15 protein-coding genes are annotated in these 19,541 nt (G+C 44.5%); 5 read left to right on the top strand and 10 right to left on the bottom strand.

Going from position 1 to position 19,541, the window contains the following annotated elements:
- Nucleotides 1–210 precede the first annotated feature (210 nt).
- The gene (locus JK130_RS01825; protein WP_218352509.1) at nt 211–1,518 is read left to right on the top strand and encodes a short-chain fatty acid transporter; all 1,308 of its coding nucleotides are present in this window, start codon (nt 211–213) and stop codon (nt 1,516–1,518) included.
- Nucleotides 1,519–1,581: 63 nt separating this feature from the next.
- On the opposite strand, the gene JK130_RS01820 is transcribed toward JK130_RS01825, so the two are convergent.
- The 7 genes from JK130_RS01820 to JK130_RS01790 all read right to left on the bottom strand — a co-directional run bounded on the left by JK130_RS01820 (nt 1,582) and on the right by JK130_RS01790 (nt 9,506).
- Entirely contained in the window at nt 1,582–2,811 is a 1,230-nt protein-coding gene (locus JK130_RS01820) for a glycerate kinase type-2 family protein (RefSeq protein WP_218352508.1), read from the bottom strand.
- A gap of 546 nt (nt 2,812–3,357) precedes the next feature.
- Nucleotides 3,358–4,032: a NirD/YgiW/YdeI family stress tolerance protein gene (locus tag JK130_RS01815; RefSeq protein ID WP_218352507.1), complete on the bottom strand. Its 675-nt coding sequence runs from the start codon at nt 4,030–4,032 to the stop codon at nt 3,358–3,360.
- 183 nt (nt 4,033–4,215) lie between these two features.
- On the bottom strand, nt 4,216–4,935 hold the full coding sequence (locus JK130_RS01810) for a hypothetical protein (RefSeq protein WP_218352506.1): 720 nt from the start codon (nt 4,933–4,935) through the stop codon (nt 4,216–4,218).
- A 158-nt stretch (nt 4,936–5,093) separates the two neighbouring features.
- Entirely contained in the window at nt 5,094–6,254 is a 1,161-nt protein-coding gene (locus JK130_RS01805) for a M56 family metallopeptidase (protein ID WP_218352505.1), read from the bottom strand.
- Entirely contained in the window at nt 6,247–6,639 is a 393-nt protein-coding gene (locus tag JK130_RS01800) for a BlaI/MecI/CopY family transcriptional regulator (protein WP_218352504.1), read from the bottom strand. Before JK130_RS01800 ends, JK130_RS01805 begins: the two co-directional genes overlap by 8 nt.
- A gap of 496 nt (nt 6,640–7,135) precedes the next feature.
- Nucleotides 7,136–7,483 (bottom strand): DUF488 domain-containing protein, encoded by a 348-nt coding sequence (locus tag JK130_RS01795; RefSeq protein WP_218352503.1) that lies wholly within the window; start codon nt 7,481–7,483, stop codon nt 7,136–7,138.
- Nucleotides 7,484–8,657: 1,174 nt separating this feature from the next.
- Complete coding sequence (locus JK130_RS01790; protein WP_218352502.1) at nt 8,658–9,506, bottom strand: OBAP family protein; 849 nt, start codon at nt 9,504–9,506, stop codon at nt 8,658–8,660.
- Nucleotides 9,507–9,886: 380 nt separating this feature from the next.
- On the opposite strand from JK130_RS01790, the gene JK130_RS01785 reads away from it, so the two are divergent.
- Nucleotides 9,887–11,098 (top strand): M24 family metallopeptidase, encoded by a 1,212-nt coding sequence (locus tag JK130_RS01785; RefSeq protein ID WP_218352501.1) that lies wholly within the window; start codon nt 9,887–9,889, stop codon nt 11,096–11,098.
- Nucleotides 11,099–11,290: 192 nt separating this feature from the next.
- Here JK130_RS01785 and JK130_RS01780 read toward each other — a convergent pair whose 3' ends face one another.
- Both JK130_RS01780 and JK130_RS01775 read right to left on the bottom strand, forming a co-directional pair.
- On the bottom strand, nt 11,291–12,037 hold the full coding sequence (locus tag JK130_RS01780) for an SDR family NAD(P)-dependent oxidoreductase (protein WP_218352500.1): 747 nt from the start codon (nt 12,035–12,037) through the stop codon (nt 11,291–11,293).
- A 130-nt stretch (nt 12,038–12,167) separates the two neighbouring features.
- Entirely contained in the window at nt 12,168–15,215 is a 3,048-nt protein-coding gene (locus JK130_RS01775) for a TonB-dependent receptor (RefSeq protein WP_218352499.1), read from the bottom strand.
- Nucleotides 15,216–15,958: 743 nt separating this feature from the next.
- Between JK130_RS01775 and JK130_RS01770 the strand changes: the two genes are divergently transcribed.
- The 3 genes from JK130_RS01770 to JK130_RS01760 all read left to right on the top strand — a co-directional run bounded on the left by JK130_RS01770 (nt 15,959) and on the right by JK130_RS01760 (nt 18,938).
- On the top strand, nt 15,959–16,231 hold the full coding sequence (locus JK130_RS01770; RefSeq protein ID WP_218352498.1) for a hypothetical protein: 273 nt from the start codon (nt 15,959–15,961) through the stop codon (nt 16,229–16,231).
- Between the two features lie 50 nt (nt 16,232–16,281).
- On the top strand, nt 16,282–17,325 hold the full coding sequence (locus JK130_RS01765; protein WP_218352497.1) for a rhomboid family intramembrane serine protease: 1,044 nt from the start codon (nt 16,282–16,284) through the stop codon (nt 17,323–17,325).
- A gap of 713 nt (nt 17,326–18,038) precedes the next feature.
- Nucleotides 18,039–18,938 carry a Rossmann-fold NAD(P)-binding domain-containing protein gene (locus JK130_RS01760; protein WP_246587665.1) on the top strand — a complete coding sequence of 300 codons (900 nt, stop codon included), beginning with the start codon at nt 18,039–18,041 and terminating at the stop codon, nt 18,936–18,938.
- Here the strand turns inward: JK130_RS01760 and JK130_RS01755 are convergent.
- Nucleotides 18,921–19,541, bottom strand: a 621-nt coding sequence (locus JK130_RS01755; RefSeq protein ID WP_218352496.1) for an IS30 family transposase, incomplete at its 5' end; no start/stop codon positions are given. The genes JK130_RS01760 and JK130_RS01755 overlap by 18 nt on opposite strands.

Genomic DNA, 19,541 nt, shown 5'->3' with positions numbered 1-19,541 from the left:
AATATGGCTTGTTTATGAACAGTACTAAAAAATTACTACTTTAGATGGATAAGGCTACATTTTACTACCAACCGGACATTTAATGAGTTGCATAACCAGGGGTTTAGGTATTACAAACGTTCATTGTGCACGCGGTGCAAAAAACGTGTTCATCGCTATCAGAATTCGATATTGTGCAACAATATTGTTACATAAGATGCTATTACCTTTATGCTGAGTTCTGTTGCAAAACCCTTCGTGAAGCTGGTCGAACGCTATCTTCCTGATCCTTACATATTCGTATTGCTACTGACCCTGGTGGTTTTTGGAGCTGCTATGCTGGTTGAACAACAATCACCGATGATGGTATTCAGCTACTGGGGTGAAGGCTTTTGGGGGTTGTTGACCTTTTCAATGCAGATGCTGCTGGTTTTGATCAGCGGTTTTATGCTGGCCAGTACAGCACTGGTTAAAGGCTTGCTTGATAAACTGGCGACTCTTGCAAACAGTGCAGGTAAAGCGATTATTCTGGTAACATTGGTATCGCTGACAGCCAGCTGGATAAACTGGGGATTTGGTCTGGTGGTGGGCGCTTTGTTTGCAAAAGCACTGGCGCGCCAGGTACGGGTAGATTACCGATTACTGGTTGCCAGCGCCTATTCCGGGTTTGTGGTATGGCATGGGGGGCTGGCAGGTTCGGTGCCGCTAACCATTGCCACCCCTGGCCATTTTACCGAAGCACAGATTGGGGTAATTCCTACCAGCGACACTATCTTTTCGGGTTTTAATCTGGCGCTTCTGGCCATTTTATTTATCGTGGTGCCACTGGTAAACCGCCTCATGCTGCCCGCAGACAAAGACAGTGTTATTGTTGAGGCCAACAAGCTGCAAGATACCCCGCTGCCAGAGTCTGATAACACGCGCCCGGCAGACAAACTGGAAAATAGTCCGGTACTGGCGCAATTGGTTGGTTTTGCCGGCCTGGCTTATCTGGTTCAGTACTTTGTTGCTGGTGGCGGCCTGAATCTGAACATCGTCAATTTTTTATTTTTGTTTCTTGCCATAATTTTACATGGCACACCAAAACGGTTACTGCACTGTTTACAACAAGCCATTCAGGGCGGCGCAGGTATTATTATACAGTTTCCGTTTTACGCCGGTATTATGGCTGTTATGGTGCAGTCGGGCCTGGCGGCAAGTATGTCTCAATGGCTTATCAGTTTTTCCAGTGCCGATACCCTGGCGTTATTCAGCTTCATCAGTGCCGGTATAGTGAATATCTTCGTGCCCTCAGGAGGCGGACAATGGGCGGTGCAAGCTCCGGTTATTTTACCCGCGGCGTTTGAATTGGGTGTTGATATAAATAAAGTTGCTATGGCCGTAGCCTGGGGTGATGCCTGGACTAATCTGATTCAGCCCTTCTGGGCGTTACCGGTTTTAGCTATTGCGGGTCTGAAAGCAAAAGATATCATGGGGTTTTGTCTGGTGCAGTTAATTATTACCGGCATAATCATTGGCACTGTATTACTGTTCGCCTGACAAATTCTAACTATTCATTGAATAGCCCGGCACTACGGTATTAGCCGGGCATATCTTCACACCCTATTTAATCATAATCACCCGAAAATCATTCACATTAGTTCGGGTAGGTCCCACATCAATATGATCGTTTAGGGCCGCAAAAAACGGATAGCTGTCGTGATCTTGTAACAGCGCATCAATGTTTAAATTTTCGTCGAGAGCCCGGGTCAGCGAGGTTTCGTCAATATAGCCACCCGCAACATCTTTGCTGCCATCTACCCCGTCAGTATCTGCAGCAAGTGCGCTTATGCCAGCGGCGCCGTCGAGGGCCTTACACAAACTCATCAGGTATTCTTGGTTGGGTCCGCCCTGCCCTTGACTGTCGCCCAGAGTAACGGTTAGCTCGCCCCCTGAAAACAGCAATACCGATTCGCCCTTTTGCTTATATTGTAAGGCAAGCTTAGCGTGTTTTCGGGCCACCTCCTGAGCTTCACCCGTTTCTTCCAGACAGATAATACGCGTATTCCAGCCATCTGCTTTTGCCATCTGTTCTGCCGAGTCGATAGACAGCTGAGCGTTGGCCACAATTTCGTATATACCATCTACTTTAGGTAGGGGCTCAGAAGTTTGTAAGTATCGCGAGATAGCGTCGTTCATGGGCCAGCCATACTGTTGAAGTATCTGCAACGCCTGATCAGCGGTACTGGTATCGGGTACCGTGGGGCCTGAGGCAATAATCTGCGCATCGTCACCGGTAACGTCAGAAATAGCCAGGGTAGTGAGATCGCCCTTGCAAGCTGCCGCCAGCCGCCCGCCCTTAAATGCCGAAACATGTTTACGTACGGTATTCATCTCATCAATTGATGCTCCGCTTCGCAATAAAAAGCGATGTAATTTCAGCTTTTCTTCTAAAGTAAGACCTTCGGCGGGTAAGCAGGCTAGCGCCGAGCCACCACCGGAAATAAGAAAGATAACCTGCTCACCTTCAGGAACTTGCCTGGCTATATCTAATAGTTTCTGCGCGGCCGCCTGACTGTTTTCATCAGGCACAGGATGCGCTGCCAGCATAACTTCAATGTTTCCGGTGGGTAGCGACGTGTGATAACCATAGCGAGTTACCACTGCTCCGTACGCATTATCCTTAAAATACTCATACGCCTGTGCAGCCATATCGGCAGCGGCTTTTCCCGCACCAAGAATACACACCCGTTGTCCTGGCGAAAAACGATTAAACGCCTGAGGTAAACAGTTTTGTGGTCGGCAAGCATCTACCGCACTGTGATACAACGAACTTAAGTATTCTTTTGTCATAGCAGCTCCTTATCTTATTGACATTAAAGTATTCAGATATTTGAAATGAACTTTTATTAACGATTGCCAACACGTTTGTAACGGGCGACTGGGTCAGTTAATACAAAACATGTTGCAGTAAAACCAAAGCCTTCGTTTAGCGATAAAGTGGCTGATGGTATTTAATACGCCGTATTTAACGTTGAGGGTGGCAGCACGTATGGCAGACTATTTGGTTACAACCTTCACAATGCTGTCAACAAACGGCGCATACAATTCGCCCCTAACCAGGCAGTTATCAATAGGTATACGGCAATAAATAAGAATTCGATGATTTTTCAACCTGATTGCTTTCGACCCACCCCTTACTTTCAAATAGTTAAAATAAAAGCAGAGCCTGAATAATTATCACCAATAATGCTTAAGTCAACCCACAGCTCCGGGTTACTTGCTTACCACGATTTTATGCTCGGTGATAAAAACGCAGGCATAAAAAAGGCCAGCTACTATAAAAGTAACTGGCCTTTAACAAAGGAATATATAAAAGAATCTGCGGTGGGATCTGTACTAGCTTTCGCTCACATCATTCATACGAATGACGTTGTTGGCAACCACCATAGCGTCGTTAAAGAACATGCTCTGAATGGAAGCATCAACCTTAATTCTGTCGCCTTCCTGCAGGTGCAACTTACCCTCTTCCTTAAGAGGCTGCCCATCAAGCTCGCTGGTATCTATTCGAACGGTGGTGCCAGAAGTAGATAGCTCGACAATCTCATTTTCTACTTTTGATACCGTTCCAATCAGTGTCATATCATCCATATCGGTGGGTACTACCGCTGATGTGATGAACCGGTCATATGCTATTTCATCGTTTGGATTAGATACATAGGTGGTATTTTTGTCATGAACAAAAACGCTTTGGGCATCTAATGCCGTTTGTGTAATCAGGTCTTTGTCGACTTTACCCGATACAGTAACTCTATCGCCTTGCTCGAAGACTCTGGCATCGCCGTCGCTATCACCATCATCAAACTCAACATTTACTTTATTATCACCGCTATTGATCACGAAGCTGTCTGAATCGGTTTTTACAATTTCACCGCTCAAGGTTAGCCAGGTATTTTCAATCATACTTGAGGGCTGCGGATTGTATGAAGCGTTATTATCGCTCGTTGCAACGGCCTGTGCAGAAAAAAGAGCACCCGCAATAGCTGTAGAAAGTAACGTATTAGAAAGTTTCATTCGTTTCTCCTTTTGCTATGAATTCACTTAAGACCACGCAACGCTGATGCCAGCCTTAATAATCAAAGGCTTACGTTAATTTTCTGTAGTAAAGCGAAACCCGAGCGTAAAAAAATTATAGAGTCTTTGTGTAATTTACAGTAAATCTTTAACGCAATATTATACCGCGTAGCTTTGGCCGGCTTATTGTAAATAAACCAACCCCGCAAACGCCGCCACACCTATGATAAACGGTAAAAACCGGCTTTTTCGTTCTTCTGGTAATTCTTCTTTCAGCACGTTTAAAATAATACTGCCCGCCAAAAATGCAAATAAGCTATGAATAACCAGTTCATTGATGGAGGTTGTCAGGCCGATTACCCATCCCACTACAATACTTGCCGCTAATACCCAGCGTCCGTATTGATGATAACGGAGCTGATGGTGTTCACGCAGACCAAAGTCATTGACCAGAAAGTGCAAACCGATAGCCAGACCATAAAATAACAAGCCCGTGAGACTAGGTTCTTCGCGGTGTACCAACAGGTAGCCAATTAACCCATTATAAATAGCAAACGAGCCCAGGTGGTCGCCAAACACGGTAAGCTTTTTATGGTGGTGCTGCTGCTCGTTTTGACGAGCAGATTTGATCAGTTTTTCTAACCCGTAAAATACGCTTAGCCCGGCTAAAGCAATAAGATACGCCTGGTGCTCCAGTGCCACTAACCAATTATTATGACCAGAAAACGCTTCTTGAACCTCGGCCATCTCGGGAAACACCTGAACAAAAACATAAGCGACCGAGACGCCCCCTGAAAATGACAGCCAACGGCTTCGCGGTACGGCATCTAAAAAGCGTAAACGGCCTGCCTGGGTATGAATCAGACAAAATACCAGTATGACAAAAAGCTGTAATATCAACATTGCTCCTTTCCCTATATTAACAACTCGGTAAGCTTGCAGTTTGATACTTAGTAATTTGACGCTTTGGTCATTTAAATGTCTTTCAAAGCGATGATGAACCCGAAAAGGTGTTTGATAACACAATAAAAAAAGGGGCTTTCGCCCCTGATTTTTTGCTTTTATAAGGCGGGATTCTCTGCAAGTTTAAAATCAAGCTGAACCAAAAGACCCGTTTGCCGTTGGGCCTGTCCATTCTGGATGCGTGACTTATACTGCCACTGCGAAAACGCAGATTTGGCATTTTGTTCAAATACACCTGCCGGCTCAGACTTTACTACCTTAATATTATCAGTAGCGCCTGACTCGGTAATATCAAACTGTAAAACTACAAAGCCTTCCTGTCCTTTTTCTGCTGCTGTTTTCGGGTAAATCGGATCGACCCTTTTTACCGGAACAGCATGACTGGCTTCAGCTTTGCTGACTTTATGTTCAGGCTGTGTGGCCACAGCCGTATTGGCGGTGACGGCACAGACCAGTATTAAAGCGGCAAGGCCGCCCACTTTACTCGCTGATACGGGCTGTTTTATTGCATTTAATCGTTTAAACATAGTACTTTTTTCTCCAAATGTAGGGTAAAGAGAGGGACGTCGCGATGTATGCTCAGCACACTGCAAAAGCGCTTTAGCATAAAGAAATTTTTGGGCATCTGTTTTTGTGGTTAACACCCGGTTATCACAGGCAAGTTCCTGATTGATTCTGAAGGAGCGTATGCCTAGCCACACGAGCGGGTTGAACCAAAATATCAGAATAATAGCCAGTGCCACGGCGTTCCATATTGGATCGCGTTGACGCAAATGGGTGTTCTCATGCTCCAGAATCAGTTGTTGCTGCTGCGCACAAAATAGCGTTGCAAAGTTGATAGGTAACAAAATTTTAGGTGCTATAAATCCAAACAGCATGGGGGTGGTAGCAAGCGACGAATAATAAAATCGCTGGTGGTTACGATGGGCATTTTGTACAGAATGGCTCAGTTGCCAGTATTGGAGTATAAAAACCAGACTAAGTACTGCAACCCCGGCCATCCACCCTATCAGCAAAATCTGACTGCCTGACAACTCTGGCGAAGGATTGCCCCCTACCATATAGCGGCTAAAACTGTTTGCAGGCAACGCAATGATTTGCTGCGGAAGATTATTCAGCAATACCGTTAACGGGATCATAGCCCACAATGTGTAGGTAAAACGCGCTCCCAGTTTAGGGGTGAAAAAATGCTCCAGTACAATAAGCAGCAATAAAGCCAGACTTAAAGGCCCTTGTTGCAATATAAGCCATTCAATCATTGTCTTTCTCCCACTGGTCTATAAGCGCTTTTAGCTCCTTAACGTCTTGCTTGGATAATGCGTTATTATTGGCAAAACCAGCCACCATGGGGGCAATTTTTCCGTTAAACAAACGCGACACAAAATTGGTGGTTTCTTTTTTATTGTAGTCTTCTCGGGCAATAAGCGGGTGATAAAGATATTGTCGTTGTTGCTTTTCAAATCCTAACACCTGTTTTTTTACCAGCCGTCCTAACAGCGTTTTTACCGTTTTATCGTGCCATTGTTTATCTTGATTCAGGCGTTGCACTACCTCACTGGAGGTAACCGGATAGTCATCCCAGATAACATCCAATACTTCAAACTCTGTATCGGTAATATCTGGCTTAGGGGGTAAGTTGTTCATTAAATCAACCTATGATTACAAATGTAGTCGATATATTTAGATTACACCTGTAATCGACAATAGCAAGTTATTTTTTGAACGATTTTAGAGCGGATAGGTTGTTCTTGTTTTGGGGCAGTAACATTTGCAGCAAGTTTGGCGGCGCCACATTATCGCTTTAGGTTACAGGTAAAAATGAATACGGTAAGTTGATACAAACCCCACCTACATTTATCCTATACCGCCGCCGCTTGAGCAGAAACCTGGTACCTTGACGATAGATTAAACATGCACGGTAGAATAAGTTGCTGCTTTTAAAATAAGAAATTAAATAGTATTTGTGCTGAATTTAGCCAATAAACGAAACTAAGAGTGGGGATTGGGTAGTCGTTCAGGTATAGCCTGAATTTAATTGAGGCACGAATCGTACTTGCATGCAGTTGGCAAGTGCAAGGTTTTATAGCTCGTTGACATTCGTCTGCTTAATGCCGACCCGCGCCCGATATAAGGACAAAGCTCAAGTTAGCTTTTGCAAATATTCCTTTAGTACCGTTGCGTGATTATGCGTTTCATCTTTGGCCCCGAACAGTAAAACGAGGTTTCGCTGTTCGACTTTTTCCAGCTTATCTTTAACTGTAGATTTTATCTCGCTCAATTCAGATAAGTATTTTTTTCTGAATTCGCCCCACTTTTGAGCATCATGATCAAACCAGTTGCGTAACTCGTCACTAGGCGCCAGCTCTTTCCAGTGATCATCTAAATTCGCGTCTTCTTTAGATATACCACGTGGCCATATTGCGTCTACAAGCACACAAAATCCCTGGGGCCGATCATCATTATAGATACGGTGAATTTTAATATTCATATTTTCTCCTGTGTTTATGTCAGTAAAAATCTGAAGTATTACTGTGCCACTGTCGCGCATCAAAGCCTGATATTCAAGCTTATAGCCCAATACCTAGACAGCTTGAAACTCAAATCAACGCCTACGTCTATTTAAGTAAATATAATAAAAATAGTATCCAGGAAGATTAAATAAGATAGAAAAAAATAACCAACCATCTAAATTACTTCTCTTCGTAATAATTTTATTATTTGAAAAAACCATGCCCATTAAAAATAACAGTAGCACTATGTAAATTAGCAAAAACAAATAACTAAACATGATTTTTACTCAATAGGATAATCCACCAAACACTTACAAAACCATGAAATACAGCATGCAGGTAACTTACTATGAAAAGCAGAGTTGTAATTACTAAAACGCTCTCTACTATAATAATATTTTTATACATCACGCACACCAAAAAAAGGAGGGATGCCCCCTTTTTTCTATCCTATTTTCCAGAATACCTGGCTGCTTCATAAACAGAGGCTACCGTTGATGCATTGAAAAGGAAATGTGCGGCGAGTATTGGTAAGACTCCACCGTTCACGTCCTTCAATTATGCAACTGTTAGTTCAATCATAAAAATATTTCTACTCACAAATAAAAGTAATGGCTATAGCTGCAACCTGAAAAGCGTCGGCTAAGATTGATAAGCGTTTAGATTATTGCAGTATCTTACCAAGCTATAAACTGTCCCTAAATACAGGATTGTTATCTTTTGAAATCCTCTTATTATTTTATTGATTCAGCGTAATGCTTTAGAGAGTGCCAACTTTAATGTTCTACAATTATATTTTCACTTTAAAAAATCATAACGTTGAATATTTTTAGTTGCCAGGAGCTCTTCGCGGCTTAATTTTCGGGAGGTAATGTATTTGGAGACGCGAGGCGTATAGTAATTGTGACTGGCTCAACGGTTACATGATTGGCTACGACATATTTCTTACCAGTCCAATGGTCACGAATATAAGTAAAAATTCTGGCCCATAGTCAGCCGAGTCTGCCTCAGCAAGGCGTAGTCATTAACCTACCTACGCCTGTTGAGGCTGAAGCAAGATTTAAAGAGCTAAAGGTAAAACCTAAGCCTCCCTGTCTGGTATTTTTACAGCTCTTTGCAATTACTCCTGCTTTATTTTTTTATCCAAACCACCTACTCGTTAGTCGTCGAATTCTTATCGGTTACACCAGGGATTGGCGTTGTAGGACCGTTAAACTGGCCTTTAAGCGCATCAACTCCTTCCTGGGGATTGGCAAGCGGGGTTAAATCTTTACGTGCTTCACGACGTGCTTCAGTATTAATGTTCATTTGTTTATCGCGTTGTTGTACTAAACCCGCTTTTGCCTCGCCTTCACGGTTAAACGACCAAGCCAGTTCAGGTTTGCCTAGTGGAAGTGACATCCCTTCGCCTTGTTGATTTGTAGACCATGTATGCCAGGTTTTTCCATAGCTGTTCATTTTACTTTTCATTAGTTCGTGTTCAGCCGTCTCGGGAAGACCAGGTGCAACCAGTTGCCCGGACAATATTTCACCGTTATGCGGGTGCCAGAAAGCTTTTTCTTGTTCAGGAAGCTGGTTAAAAATGCGTTCTGAAATAATGTATTCAATGCCATTGAGATTGGCATTTTGGGTGTTGCCATCAAACAATGCACATTGGGCAAAATCTTCGTTCACCTGGTTACAAAAATGATGCGCTTCCATTTGTTCAGATGGGTTGTTTTTCATGGGATGAAAACCGACCAAATACACATTCATTGGCTCTAATGGCGCATTGGTCTGAAGCGTTGCGGCACCCACTTCTAAAACTTCGGTCTTCATTGACTCAGCCTTACCCGCTACTTTCCCCGAGGGCGGGGATTCACCGTCGCCAGTACAACCTGATACTGCAAGCGCTAAACTTACCGACCCTACCCACATGCCTATTGAACGTTTTGATGTCTTTTGCACAAAAGAACTAAATGGGGTGGTGTGAGTGTTATCGAATGAAAATAACATTTTCATATAGCCATCTCCTACGCTGTTGCCTGTAAACCCGAAAAAATGGTGAAGTCGAAATATTAAAAGGCAGAAACTATGCCAGCTTTGATGGAGAAAACGTGAAAGTAAGCGCATAGCAAATGAATATGGACACCCACTGAACAGGCAATACTATCGGGTAATCCCGCTTCGAGCTTCCACATATGGACACCCACCTTTTTTCGCGAAAAACGAATGAATATGGACACCCACCTTTTTTCGCGAACAGAAAACCTATTCAATCTGATAAAAACAGGAATAAGGGTACTTTTTTTAAAACTAAGCCGTTTTTATGGTCGAGGTTTTTACGCTATTTATTGTACAGTGAACCTTTTACAAAAAGACCAACAAACCTGGGGGGGTTAATGACAAAAGGTATCGGCGGAAAAACACAACAAGAAGCTTTGAATAGTCTGAGTAATATGACTAGCGGACTATTACCAATACAGGCTAGCGAACACCGTGCACGCATTGAAAAAGCGCAAAAATACATGCAGCAAAATGCCGTTGGCGCTTTGTACTTGAATGCCGGTACTAATTTACGTTATTTCACCGGTATGCAATGGTACGCAAGTGAACGTTTAGTTGGCGCTATTTTACCTGCTGCCGGAGACCCTGTTTATATCGCGCCCACTTTTGAAATTGATTCGCTGAATGAGCGTAAAATTATAGACGGAAACATTGTTGGGTGGCAGGAACATGAAAATCCCTATGCGCTTTTTGCCGACTTGCTTCAGCAGATTGATACTGTGGGCGGACAAAAAATTGCTATAGATGAATCTACCCAGTTTTTTATTGTCGATGGTTTTAACAAAGCCTTACCCGATGCTTCACGTGTAGTAAATGGCGCCGACGTCACTGCCCATTGCAGAATGCATAAATCTTCTCACGAACTAGAACTTATTCAGCGCGCTATGGATATGACCCTTGCCGTACATCAAGCTACCGCAAGCATGTTACATGCAGGAATTACCACCACCGAGGTTGAGCAATTTATCAATAAGGCACATCAAAAAGTAGGTGCTGCCGGAAGTTACTTTTGCATTGTACTATTTGGTAAAGCCACATCGTTTCCTCATGGTGTTAAAGACCCCCAGGTGCTTAAACAAGACGATTTGGTTCTTATCGATACAGGCTGCAAAGTGCATGGATACCTTTCTGATATTACCCGGACTTATTGTTTTGGAACGCCTGATGCCAGACAAAAAGCGATGTGGGAAAGCGAGAAACGTGCTCAGTTAGCGGCGTTTAACAAAGCGGCTTCAGGGGTAACCTGTGGAGACGTTGATGCGGCCGCACGGGCAAGTTTAGAAACTGATGCCTTAGGTCCAGGCTACACGCTACCTGGCTTACCTCATCGAACTGGTCACGGTATTGGGATGGATATCCATGAATGGCCTTATCTTGTAAAAGATAATCCTTATAAGTTAGCCCCCGGAATGTGCCTGAGTAACGAACCGATGATTGTTGTACCTAACGAATTTGGCATTCGGCTAGAAGACCACTTTTATATCACTGAAGATGGGCCGCGCTGGTTTACTCAGCCCAGTAAATCGATAGATGAGCCTTTTGCTTAGCTTCTGACGCCTAGTGTAAGTAAGGCTGGCTTTTAAACCGCTGGCCATCAATTTTAACGCTTGCACAGGCCAAAAGAATTTCACTGTGATCGTAGCTTTGAGCCATATATACACACTGTGGAATTAATAATATATGAGCAATGAGAAAAAGCCGGGCACCATGCCTGCCCGGCAGCTATGAAACAGTAATAGTTATGAAAATACCAGCCCGCCATTAATATCGATATTGGCACCGGTAATATAAGACGCTTCGTCACTAAGCAAAAATGAAACCAGCGAAGCCACTTCTGATGCGTTACCTTCACGTTTAAGCACCGCCGCCTGAGCCACATTTTTACGTACTTCATCAGGGGTAAAGGTGTCATGAAAACCGGTGCTGATCATACCCGGACACACACTATTTACCCGCACATCAGGGCCAAGCTCTTTGGCCAGCCCACGGGTAAATGTCATAATAGCGCCTTTAGAGCTAGCATAAGGAATAGCCCCTCCGCCACCGCCATCCCGGGCCGCCTGCGAGGCAAAAGTCACAATACTGCCCTTACCAGATAGGTGTGGAATGACCGCCTGTGACATTAAAAACAACGATGTCATATTGACATCCATTACGTGACGCCAGTGCGCCAGAGTCATTTCGGTAATTTTCTTTCTTGCGATCAGACCACCAGCAACATGCACCAGCCCGTCAATTTTTTTAAAGTATTTTAGTGTTTGCTTCACACAATCGGCTACCTGTTCGGCGTTGGTCAGGTCGGCCTGCACCACTTCAGCCTGCCCACCATTTTGTTTGATGTTAGCTGCCACTGTTTTCGCCCCCTCGCCGCTGGCGTGGTAGGTAATCAATACCTTTGCGCCTTTAGCTGCCAGGTCATAAGCGCAGGCAGCCCCTATGTCTCGACCGCCGCCGGCAACAATTATCACTCGATCTTGTAAAGTCATAGCAAAACCTCCGTATTGAGATGATTAAGCAGCACATAACAGCGCATCCTGCCTGATTTCATTAAGCGTTAAGTTAAGTCAAAATAAGCTTACGCCCCGGCCCTCACCGGGGGCGAAGATCTATCGCGGTTTAATAGCGATACTGTATACCTGCAAACATTCGTGGTCCGTATACGTTCACTTCAGAGAAGTTCTCCATTTGCGGGTTATACTGACGGCGCGGCTCATCAAACAGGTTTATGGCTTCTAGTGAGACTTTCAGATGCGCGTTGATACGGTATGACATACGGGCTTCAAATACCCCTGTATCGCCTACATACCGCAGGTTGCCGGGCGAAGAAATAAACTGCTGAAAATACTTGCTGCGATATTTGTAGTTCACTGCCGCACTAAAACCGCCCACTTCGTAATACACCTGAGTAGAAAGCACATGTCTTGAGAAACCGAACAAATTGGCTGGCGGCACAATGCCCACCCGCTCTACTTCAGTCTCGCCGTCAAAAACAGAGGAGGCACCAAACTGCGCATCTTCAAACTCAAAATCGGAGTCAGAATAGTTGTAACTAACCTTGGCCCCAAATCCACTGAGCCAGTTGTCCAGGTAGCTAAGCGAGTGTGACGCGGTCACTTCGACACCATAAATAGTGCTGGTGTCATCGTCTTTTTGCTGAGTGGTAACAATAGTGTCGATGTCCTGCCCATCCACAGTAAAAGTCTCTACCGCTGAAGTATTCTCAAAGCCGCCTTCAAAACTTTTGTAATAAAGGCCCAACGCTAAAATAGTATCTTCATTGGCATACCATTCTATGGCGGTGTCAGCATTCCAGGACAACAGTGGCTCTAACGAAGGATTACCGTTGGCAATGGCCAAACCAACAGCATCGTTTAGTGAATCGTTGGCGCGGTCTGAACTTAAGCCAGAAAAGCTGCGTCCATAGCCTAAGTCTGAGGGGCTTGGTCTGGATAAGGCGCGATATAGAGCCCCACGCACAATGACGTCTTCGGTCAAATCAACGACCAGATTAAAGCTGGGTAGAAACTCGCTATAGTCGCTGCCGCTTTCGATTCGGGTCAGCTCACTGCCATCCTCAACAATATCGCTAAGGCTGCCTTCTTCATCGTAAACTGCGGTTAACGCCCCGCGTAACCCCGCCGAATCGACCTGGGTTTGAACATAACGCACACCGACATTCCCCCTTACCCCATAGCCTGAGATGAAGGTGTCGTAGTTAGCCTGTAAATATATCGCGAAGGTATTTTCTTCAACCTCTACGTTTTCGATGGTATCGCGGGGCGCAGGTATTGATGGGTCATTGCCCAGCAAATTGCTGGCAAGGCACAGAGCATCAAAGGTGGCGTAGGTATTACCTGTACCCTGGTCAATGACATTGCCGCTGGCATCAATATTAGTGATAAGTGGCTGACCACCTGAGACCGCAGATAAAAAGCCTGATTCGGGGAAACTGCTGTTGCGACATGCTTCGCTGGCCCCTGCTATGGCATCATCATCAAAGGTAAATTCGTCGCGCACCCGAGGCACACTGTCATATTCTAACTGAGAGTAGCGAAGCCCACCCTTGATGCTGCGCAAAAAATCAATGTCTGGAATATAATCAAAGTCGGTTCTGAATGCCTCAATTTTGTTATTTCTGAACTGGTTAAGATCAACCCGGGTACGCGCGGCATCAGCAAACAGGTCGGCGTTCGTCACATCAAAATTTTGCACGGTGAAGGCAGGAATAAGCGCGCCATTTTGAAGAATATCCGTACGGGTTTCAACTCTGCCATCGTCATTTGCGCCGGCGACTTCATTACCATAAATATCTACCGGCTCTGACTGTAAACGCGTTTGAATAATATTTTCACGACGCTCTGTTTTTGATGTAGAAAAATCTGCTGATATGCGAAGTACGTCGCTGACATTGTATTTAACGTTGATACCACCGCCGGTGTATTCTTCAAGACGTTCCTGGTACTGGCTGTTTGTCTCAATACGCTGTTCGTTCGTGAAGCTACGTAATGCGCCACCCTCGGTTACCACTAAATCGCCAGCGATATGATCTTCAGCAGCCACATTTGGCGCATCTATACGGCGACTTTCGGCAAAGACTAAATCACTTCGCATCTCGGTAAAAACACGGTCTGAATACTCTGCATCAATATTAACTTCCCACTTGTCATTGGGTCGCCACTGCACCGCACCAAACAAAGACTCGCGGTCATCATCGGTAATATTCTGTCGATACGAATATGAGCTGGGAACGAAGACAAAGGGCGTATTCGCATCAGGCGCGACACCGGTAGCCGGATCAACTTCTAAAGCTAAATCGCCGTCACCCGAATCGCAGGTACCCGAGCTATAAATACCCGCGTCTGAGGATGGGTCCAAACGACAATCACGCCAGCCACTGGTGGTTCGTGCTTCTTGCTCTGGATTTGTTGCCAGTTTCTTTTGAGCGCCTACTGAAATACCAATTTCACCAAATTTGTCGGTTTCATACTGTTCGATAAAACTGGCAGTGATGCGCGAGCCTATGTCCCGTTCGGGGTTTTCTAAATCTGAGTTGTCAGGATTCCAATTGGCTTTGTATCCAACCTGAAAGCTACGTTTGCCATGGTCAAGCGGCTTAACTGTTTCTAATGCAATCTGCCCTGATACGCCGCCTTCAATCAGGCTGGCTTCCTGGGTTTTGTAAATGGCAATTTTATTAAACAGCTCAGAAGGAAACTGCGAAAAGTTAACCGAACGATCACCACTGCCGTTAGACGCTTCACGCCCGTTAAGTACGGTACTTCCTAAGTAGGGACCCAAACCCCGAATAGATATTTCGGTCGCTCCGCCCTGCTCTCTGTGCGACGACGCGCCGGTTAGGGTTTCAAGCGCCTCTCCAATAGACAATGCCGGTAAATCGCCTATATCACTGGCGGTAATACCATCGACAATAGTGGTCGACTCTCGTTTAATATCAATCGAGTCCTGTATGGTACTTCTGATCCCTTTTACTTCGATAACTTCTGTATTTTCCTGATTAGCCTGTGCTGATTCATCCTGCTGCTGAGCAGTCACCGCGCCACTGGCCAGCACTGTGGTTGTGCAAAACACGGACGCCAGTACAGGCTTCCAATAGGCAAGTTTGATGGCTTTGTAGAGTTTATTTTGGCGTGTTTGCGTTTTCATAGTCCCTTTCCAAATCACAAGTAACGTAAATGTTCTGTAAATTCTATGTAACCAGTCCTCTGCATTTATGTCAACCTTTAAACATTACCAACTATTTATTTATATATAACCAAACATGCAGTATTGTTATTACCAATTTAAAAATATCTATAACTATCATTATCTTGTGGAAAAACGCAACCTGTATACATTAAGAACTGTATTCTAAAATACTTTACCCGATATTATCAAAAAATTCACGTGAACAGAGCTGAGGTAAGAATTGGGCATCCAAAATAACATAACTATATTACCAATATTTTTATTCAATAGCGTGACCAACATCTTGTGAAGGTAGTGGTGGGCAGTCTTTTCAATTACCCGATAAATAAAATCAACAAGGGCAAGCTATCAAAGCTGAGTGTGCGGGTTTTACAGTACCGGTAAATATTGCGGGAACAGGTTCAAATCTAAAACTTACAGAGCGAATGTTGATAGATAAATTGCACTACGAATTGTTGGCCATAGCAAGTCTGCCTCGGCGGTACCTATTACTGGTATGGGGAATTTAGTGGGTTTTTCGTGTTTATTCTATATGCCGGTTGTTCTGCATTGCATACCTGCTTAAGCCCAGCCAGACAACAGGTCGAATACCCAAAACCGATCAAGGCAGCCCCCTGAATTATTTTGCCGGATGAGACAAAAACTGTACTGATGAACACTTATAAACAATTCAGAAATCATTAATCTCTAGATCACAGGCTATGTACCTGTGCTGGGCGCAACACTTTGAACCGATAAAAAACAACATTCAGGAAAAGGAAGATACGGATAAGGAAGAGCTAAATTACAGTGAAATAGAACAGACCAGCGGAGGTATTAATATTAGTGGCTATGAGGGGGCCGGAGCGGTTATGGCAGTCGTAGGGTTTGGTTCACTATTTACGCCGATAGGAATTATAACCGGTGGTATTGCAATAGGTGCGGCCGGTGGGCTTGCTTTGTCGCAATTAATAGCTGACTACAAATTGCGATAATAATTTTGCGGCTATTCACTTAGCTGCTTATACCAGGAATCATGGGTGTTATGAAAAAACCGCTATGGCTATCGCACAACATTTTACCGTTAAAAGACTCTCCCATCTGCAACGGCAATACTGCCAGTAGCGTAGCTATCGACCCCTCAATTTATAGACGTTGGCAACCTCAACAAAACACTGTGCTATTGAGTACTCAGCGTTATCGTCGACTGCTTCCGCCCATTTACCAACACTGTTACCACTTACCCATCCTGAGAAATCTAAAATCGAAATACAGATTTATGACACTGGGCTATCTTTCACTTTTTATTTTGTTTTTATTCTGCAGCGCTTACTTTGGAACAAATAGCACTGCGCTGACCTGGGCTATTATTTTTTTGTTTATGTCGGCGCTTTACCTTAACGAGTACATAGCAGGGATGAGCAGGGTAAGAGCTGTTAAAGAACGCGCGTTCTTCTACCGCTGGTTATTTAGCCATTCGTTGTCTCGCTACGCTTTTTTGTTTTATACAACTCTTGCTTTGTCTGTATTTTTAGCGCAAATAGGCCTTGGAATTTACTATGGTAACGAAGATGCGGTTTTCTATTCCTACGGTACGCTATACGACAAAATAACTCAGGGCGAGTATTGGCGTTTGGCTACAGGCGCTTATTTGCATTATTCGACTTTGCATTTTTTAACCAATTTGTTTTTTGTCGTCGTAATCGGTACTTTGACTATGGCTCTCACCGGGCCTGCTAGCATTCTGGTATTTTTAGCCGCGAATGTCGCTGGGACTTATTTTCAATACGCGTTGGGAGCACAGGAGCTTCAAAGCTGTGCAGGGTTTTCATTTGGCGTTTACGGACTTTACGGATTTCTTATCGGCGCGAATTGCTTTCACCGCCCTGTCCTTCCCAAAGGCTTTTGCATTTCTTTAGCTATCGTCTTGATGACCGGATTCATATATAGCGAATTTTTGACCCAAAACGCCGCTTCTACAGGACATTTCGCAGGATTACTTACCGGTTTGATTTGCAGTATAGCGCTGACGTTAATCACCCGATACCTTTCATGGCCCAGGAGTTTATGTCACTACCTGCCGAAGTAAATTGCGAAAGCGCAGCTTTGCAGAAAAGGATTGAGCAAAACGCAGAGGCTACACAAATACGCTTACCACGATTTTAAACCTTCTGAACCGTTAAACCGCAAATTAAAGTCGTCGACAGATTAAATCTTAACTGTGGAACATCTGACCCGCTCAGTAAAAACGTCCGCGACAACACATGCACTAACGGGGGGCTATTTATTTTGGTCGGTACCGGCGCGAATAAAGGTTAACTTAAGCAGATTAAGTATTCCCACAAAAAATTTAACCCGTTGCCTGCTATGGGCTATTCATTCGGGCTATTCATTCAGGCTCTTCATTCAACATGCACATATAACTCACTCCCTATGCTGCCCACTAGCACGAATTGGAACATTGCTTCATCTCTTCAGTTTCTAATTTGGGGGCAAACAACGGGGCACCTATTATCTGGATTCGGGCCTTAAAGACTATTATCCCGACGGTAACCGTTGATCCCAGGGATTTAATTTAAAGCTCTGGCTGTTAATATTCAGCTATAAAACGCCTACTGTGTTACACACACGGCCTGGCTTAAGACGCATTAATTTTCTGGCTTTAGATTCACAAGCTCCAGTCTTATCGCATTTATAATTTAAACCTATTCTCCACACCAAATTATCTTCACATTTCATTCTCGCTTGTAGTAAGGATTGCCAACCCCTGTTGGTTCAAACGCTCAAGCACAAGGCAATACCATGAATATGACTTCACTAGGCGTTATTGGCAGCTCTAAAAAGGAAGATGAACGGCGTGTTCCGATACATCCGGAACATTTATCGAGGATCCCTGAAAAAATATGTAAGCAACTCATTTTTGAAACAGGCTATGGCGAACGCTTTGGTATTGATGATGCTGAACTTGCTCCTAAGGTGGGAGGATTAGCATCAAGAGACGAGCTGTTAGAAACCATGAACACCGTTATTATCGCCAAGCCAGTCCTTGCCGACTTTGAACAATTGCGGACCGGTGGCGTGCTGTGGGGTTATCCTCATTGTACTCAACAACGAGAAGTCACTCAAATTGCCATTGACAGAAAACAGACTTTAATCGCTTTTGAAGATATGTATGTCTGGGGCCCCCAAGGCCAGGTCGGGCGCCACACCTTCTATAAAAACAATGAAATGGCGGGATATTGCGGTGTGATCCATGCGCTCCAGCTTAAGGGCATAGACGGTCATTATGGTAATCAACGTAAAGCGATTATCTTCAGTTTTGGGGCGGTTAGTCGTGGGGCTATTTATGCACTCAAAGCGCACGGCTTTCGCGATATTACTATCTGCATTCAGCGTCCCGATCACGAGGTTCGTGAAGAGATCCTTGATTGTCACTATGTTTGGTTAAAAGCGGGCGCCGCCAATCAAGCAAGGATGATGGTGGTTGAACATGACGGTACCGAAAGGCCATTGTCTGATTTAATCAGCGAATCGGGGCTCATTATCAATGGTATTTATCAAGACCCCAACAACCCTATAGACTTTGTCACCGAACAAGAAAAAGCGTGTCTAAAACCGGGTTGTTTGATCATTGATGTCAGTTGTGACGCGCGAATTCAACCCCGAAGTGCACCACTCGCTAAATTAAGCCGCGTCTCGTAACTGCTTGAAGACTACAGCAGGTTGTTTAAAGCCCAGACACTTTCTTGGCCTCGCGTTCAGCGCGCGCTCAACGTCAGCAATTTGCTTGTCTGTAACTGTTCGTAAATCTGTCCCTTTGCGGATGTACTGTCGTAGCAACCCGTTGAAGTTTTCATTTAATCCACGTTCCCACGACGAATATGGATTGGCGAAATAGATATCGGTTTTCAGCTTGTCTGCTACCAGCTCATGGTCGCAGAATTCACTGCCGTTATCCGCTGTAATTGTACGGACATGGCGGCGGTAGCGCCATAACATGCCAACCATCGCCTGAGCTACATGAGCAGCGCTTTTAGCAGGCACTTTGCGTATCAGATACATTTTGCTTTGGCGTTCAACCAGGCTCACGATGGCACCTGTACCTTGCTTGCCCAACACGGTGTCCACTTCCCAATCACCAAAGCGTTTTTTCTTTTCAACGATGTTGGGGCGGTACTCAATACCCACACGATTCGGAATAATAACGCGCTTCGCGTAGCTGCCTTTGCGGTATTTACGGTGGCCATGTCGTAACTGCTTGTAGAGCTTTCCACCGCGCAATTTATCGCGCTGTACGAAGCCGTA

This window comes from Alteromonas lipotrueiana (assembly GCF_019249245.1).
Classification (GTDB): domain Bacteria; phylum Pseudomonadota; class Gammaproteobacteria; order Enterobacterales; family Alteromonadaceae; genus Alteromonas; species Alteromonas lipotrueiana.
Note: the sequence above shows the minus strand (reverse complement) of the source record. Positions and strands in the feature narration are given on the sequence as shown.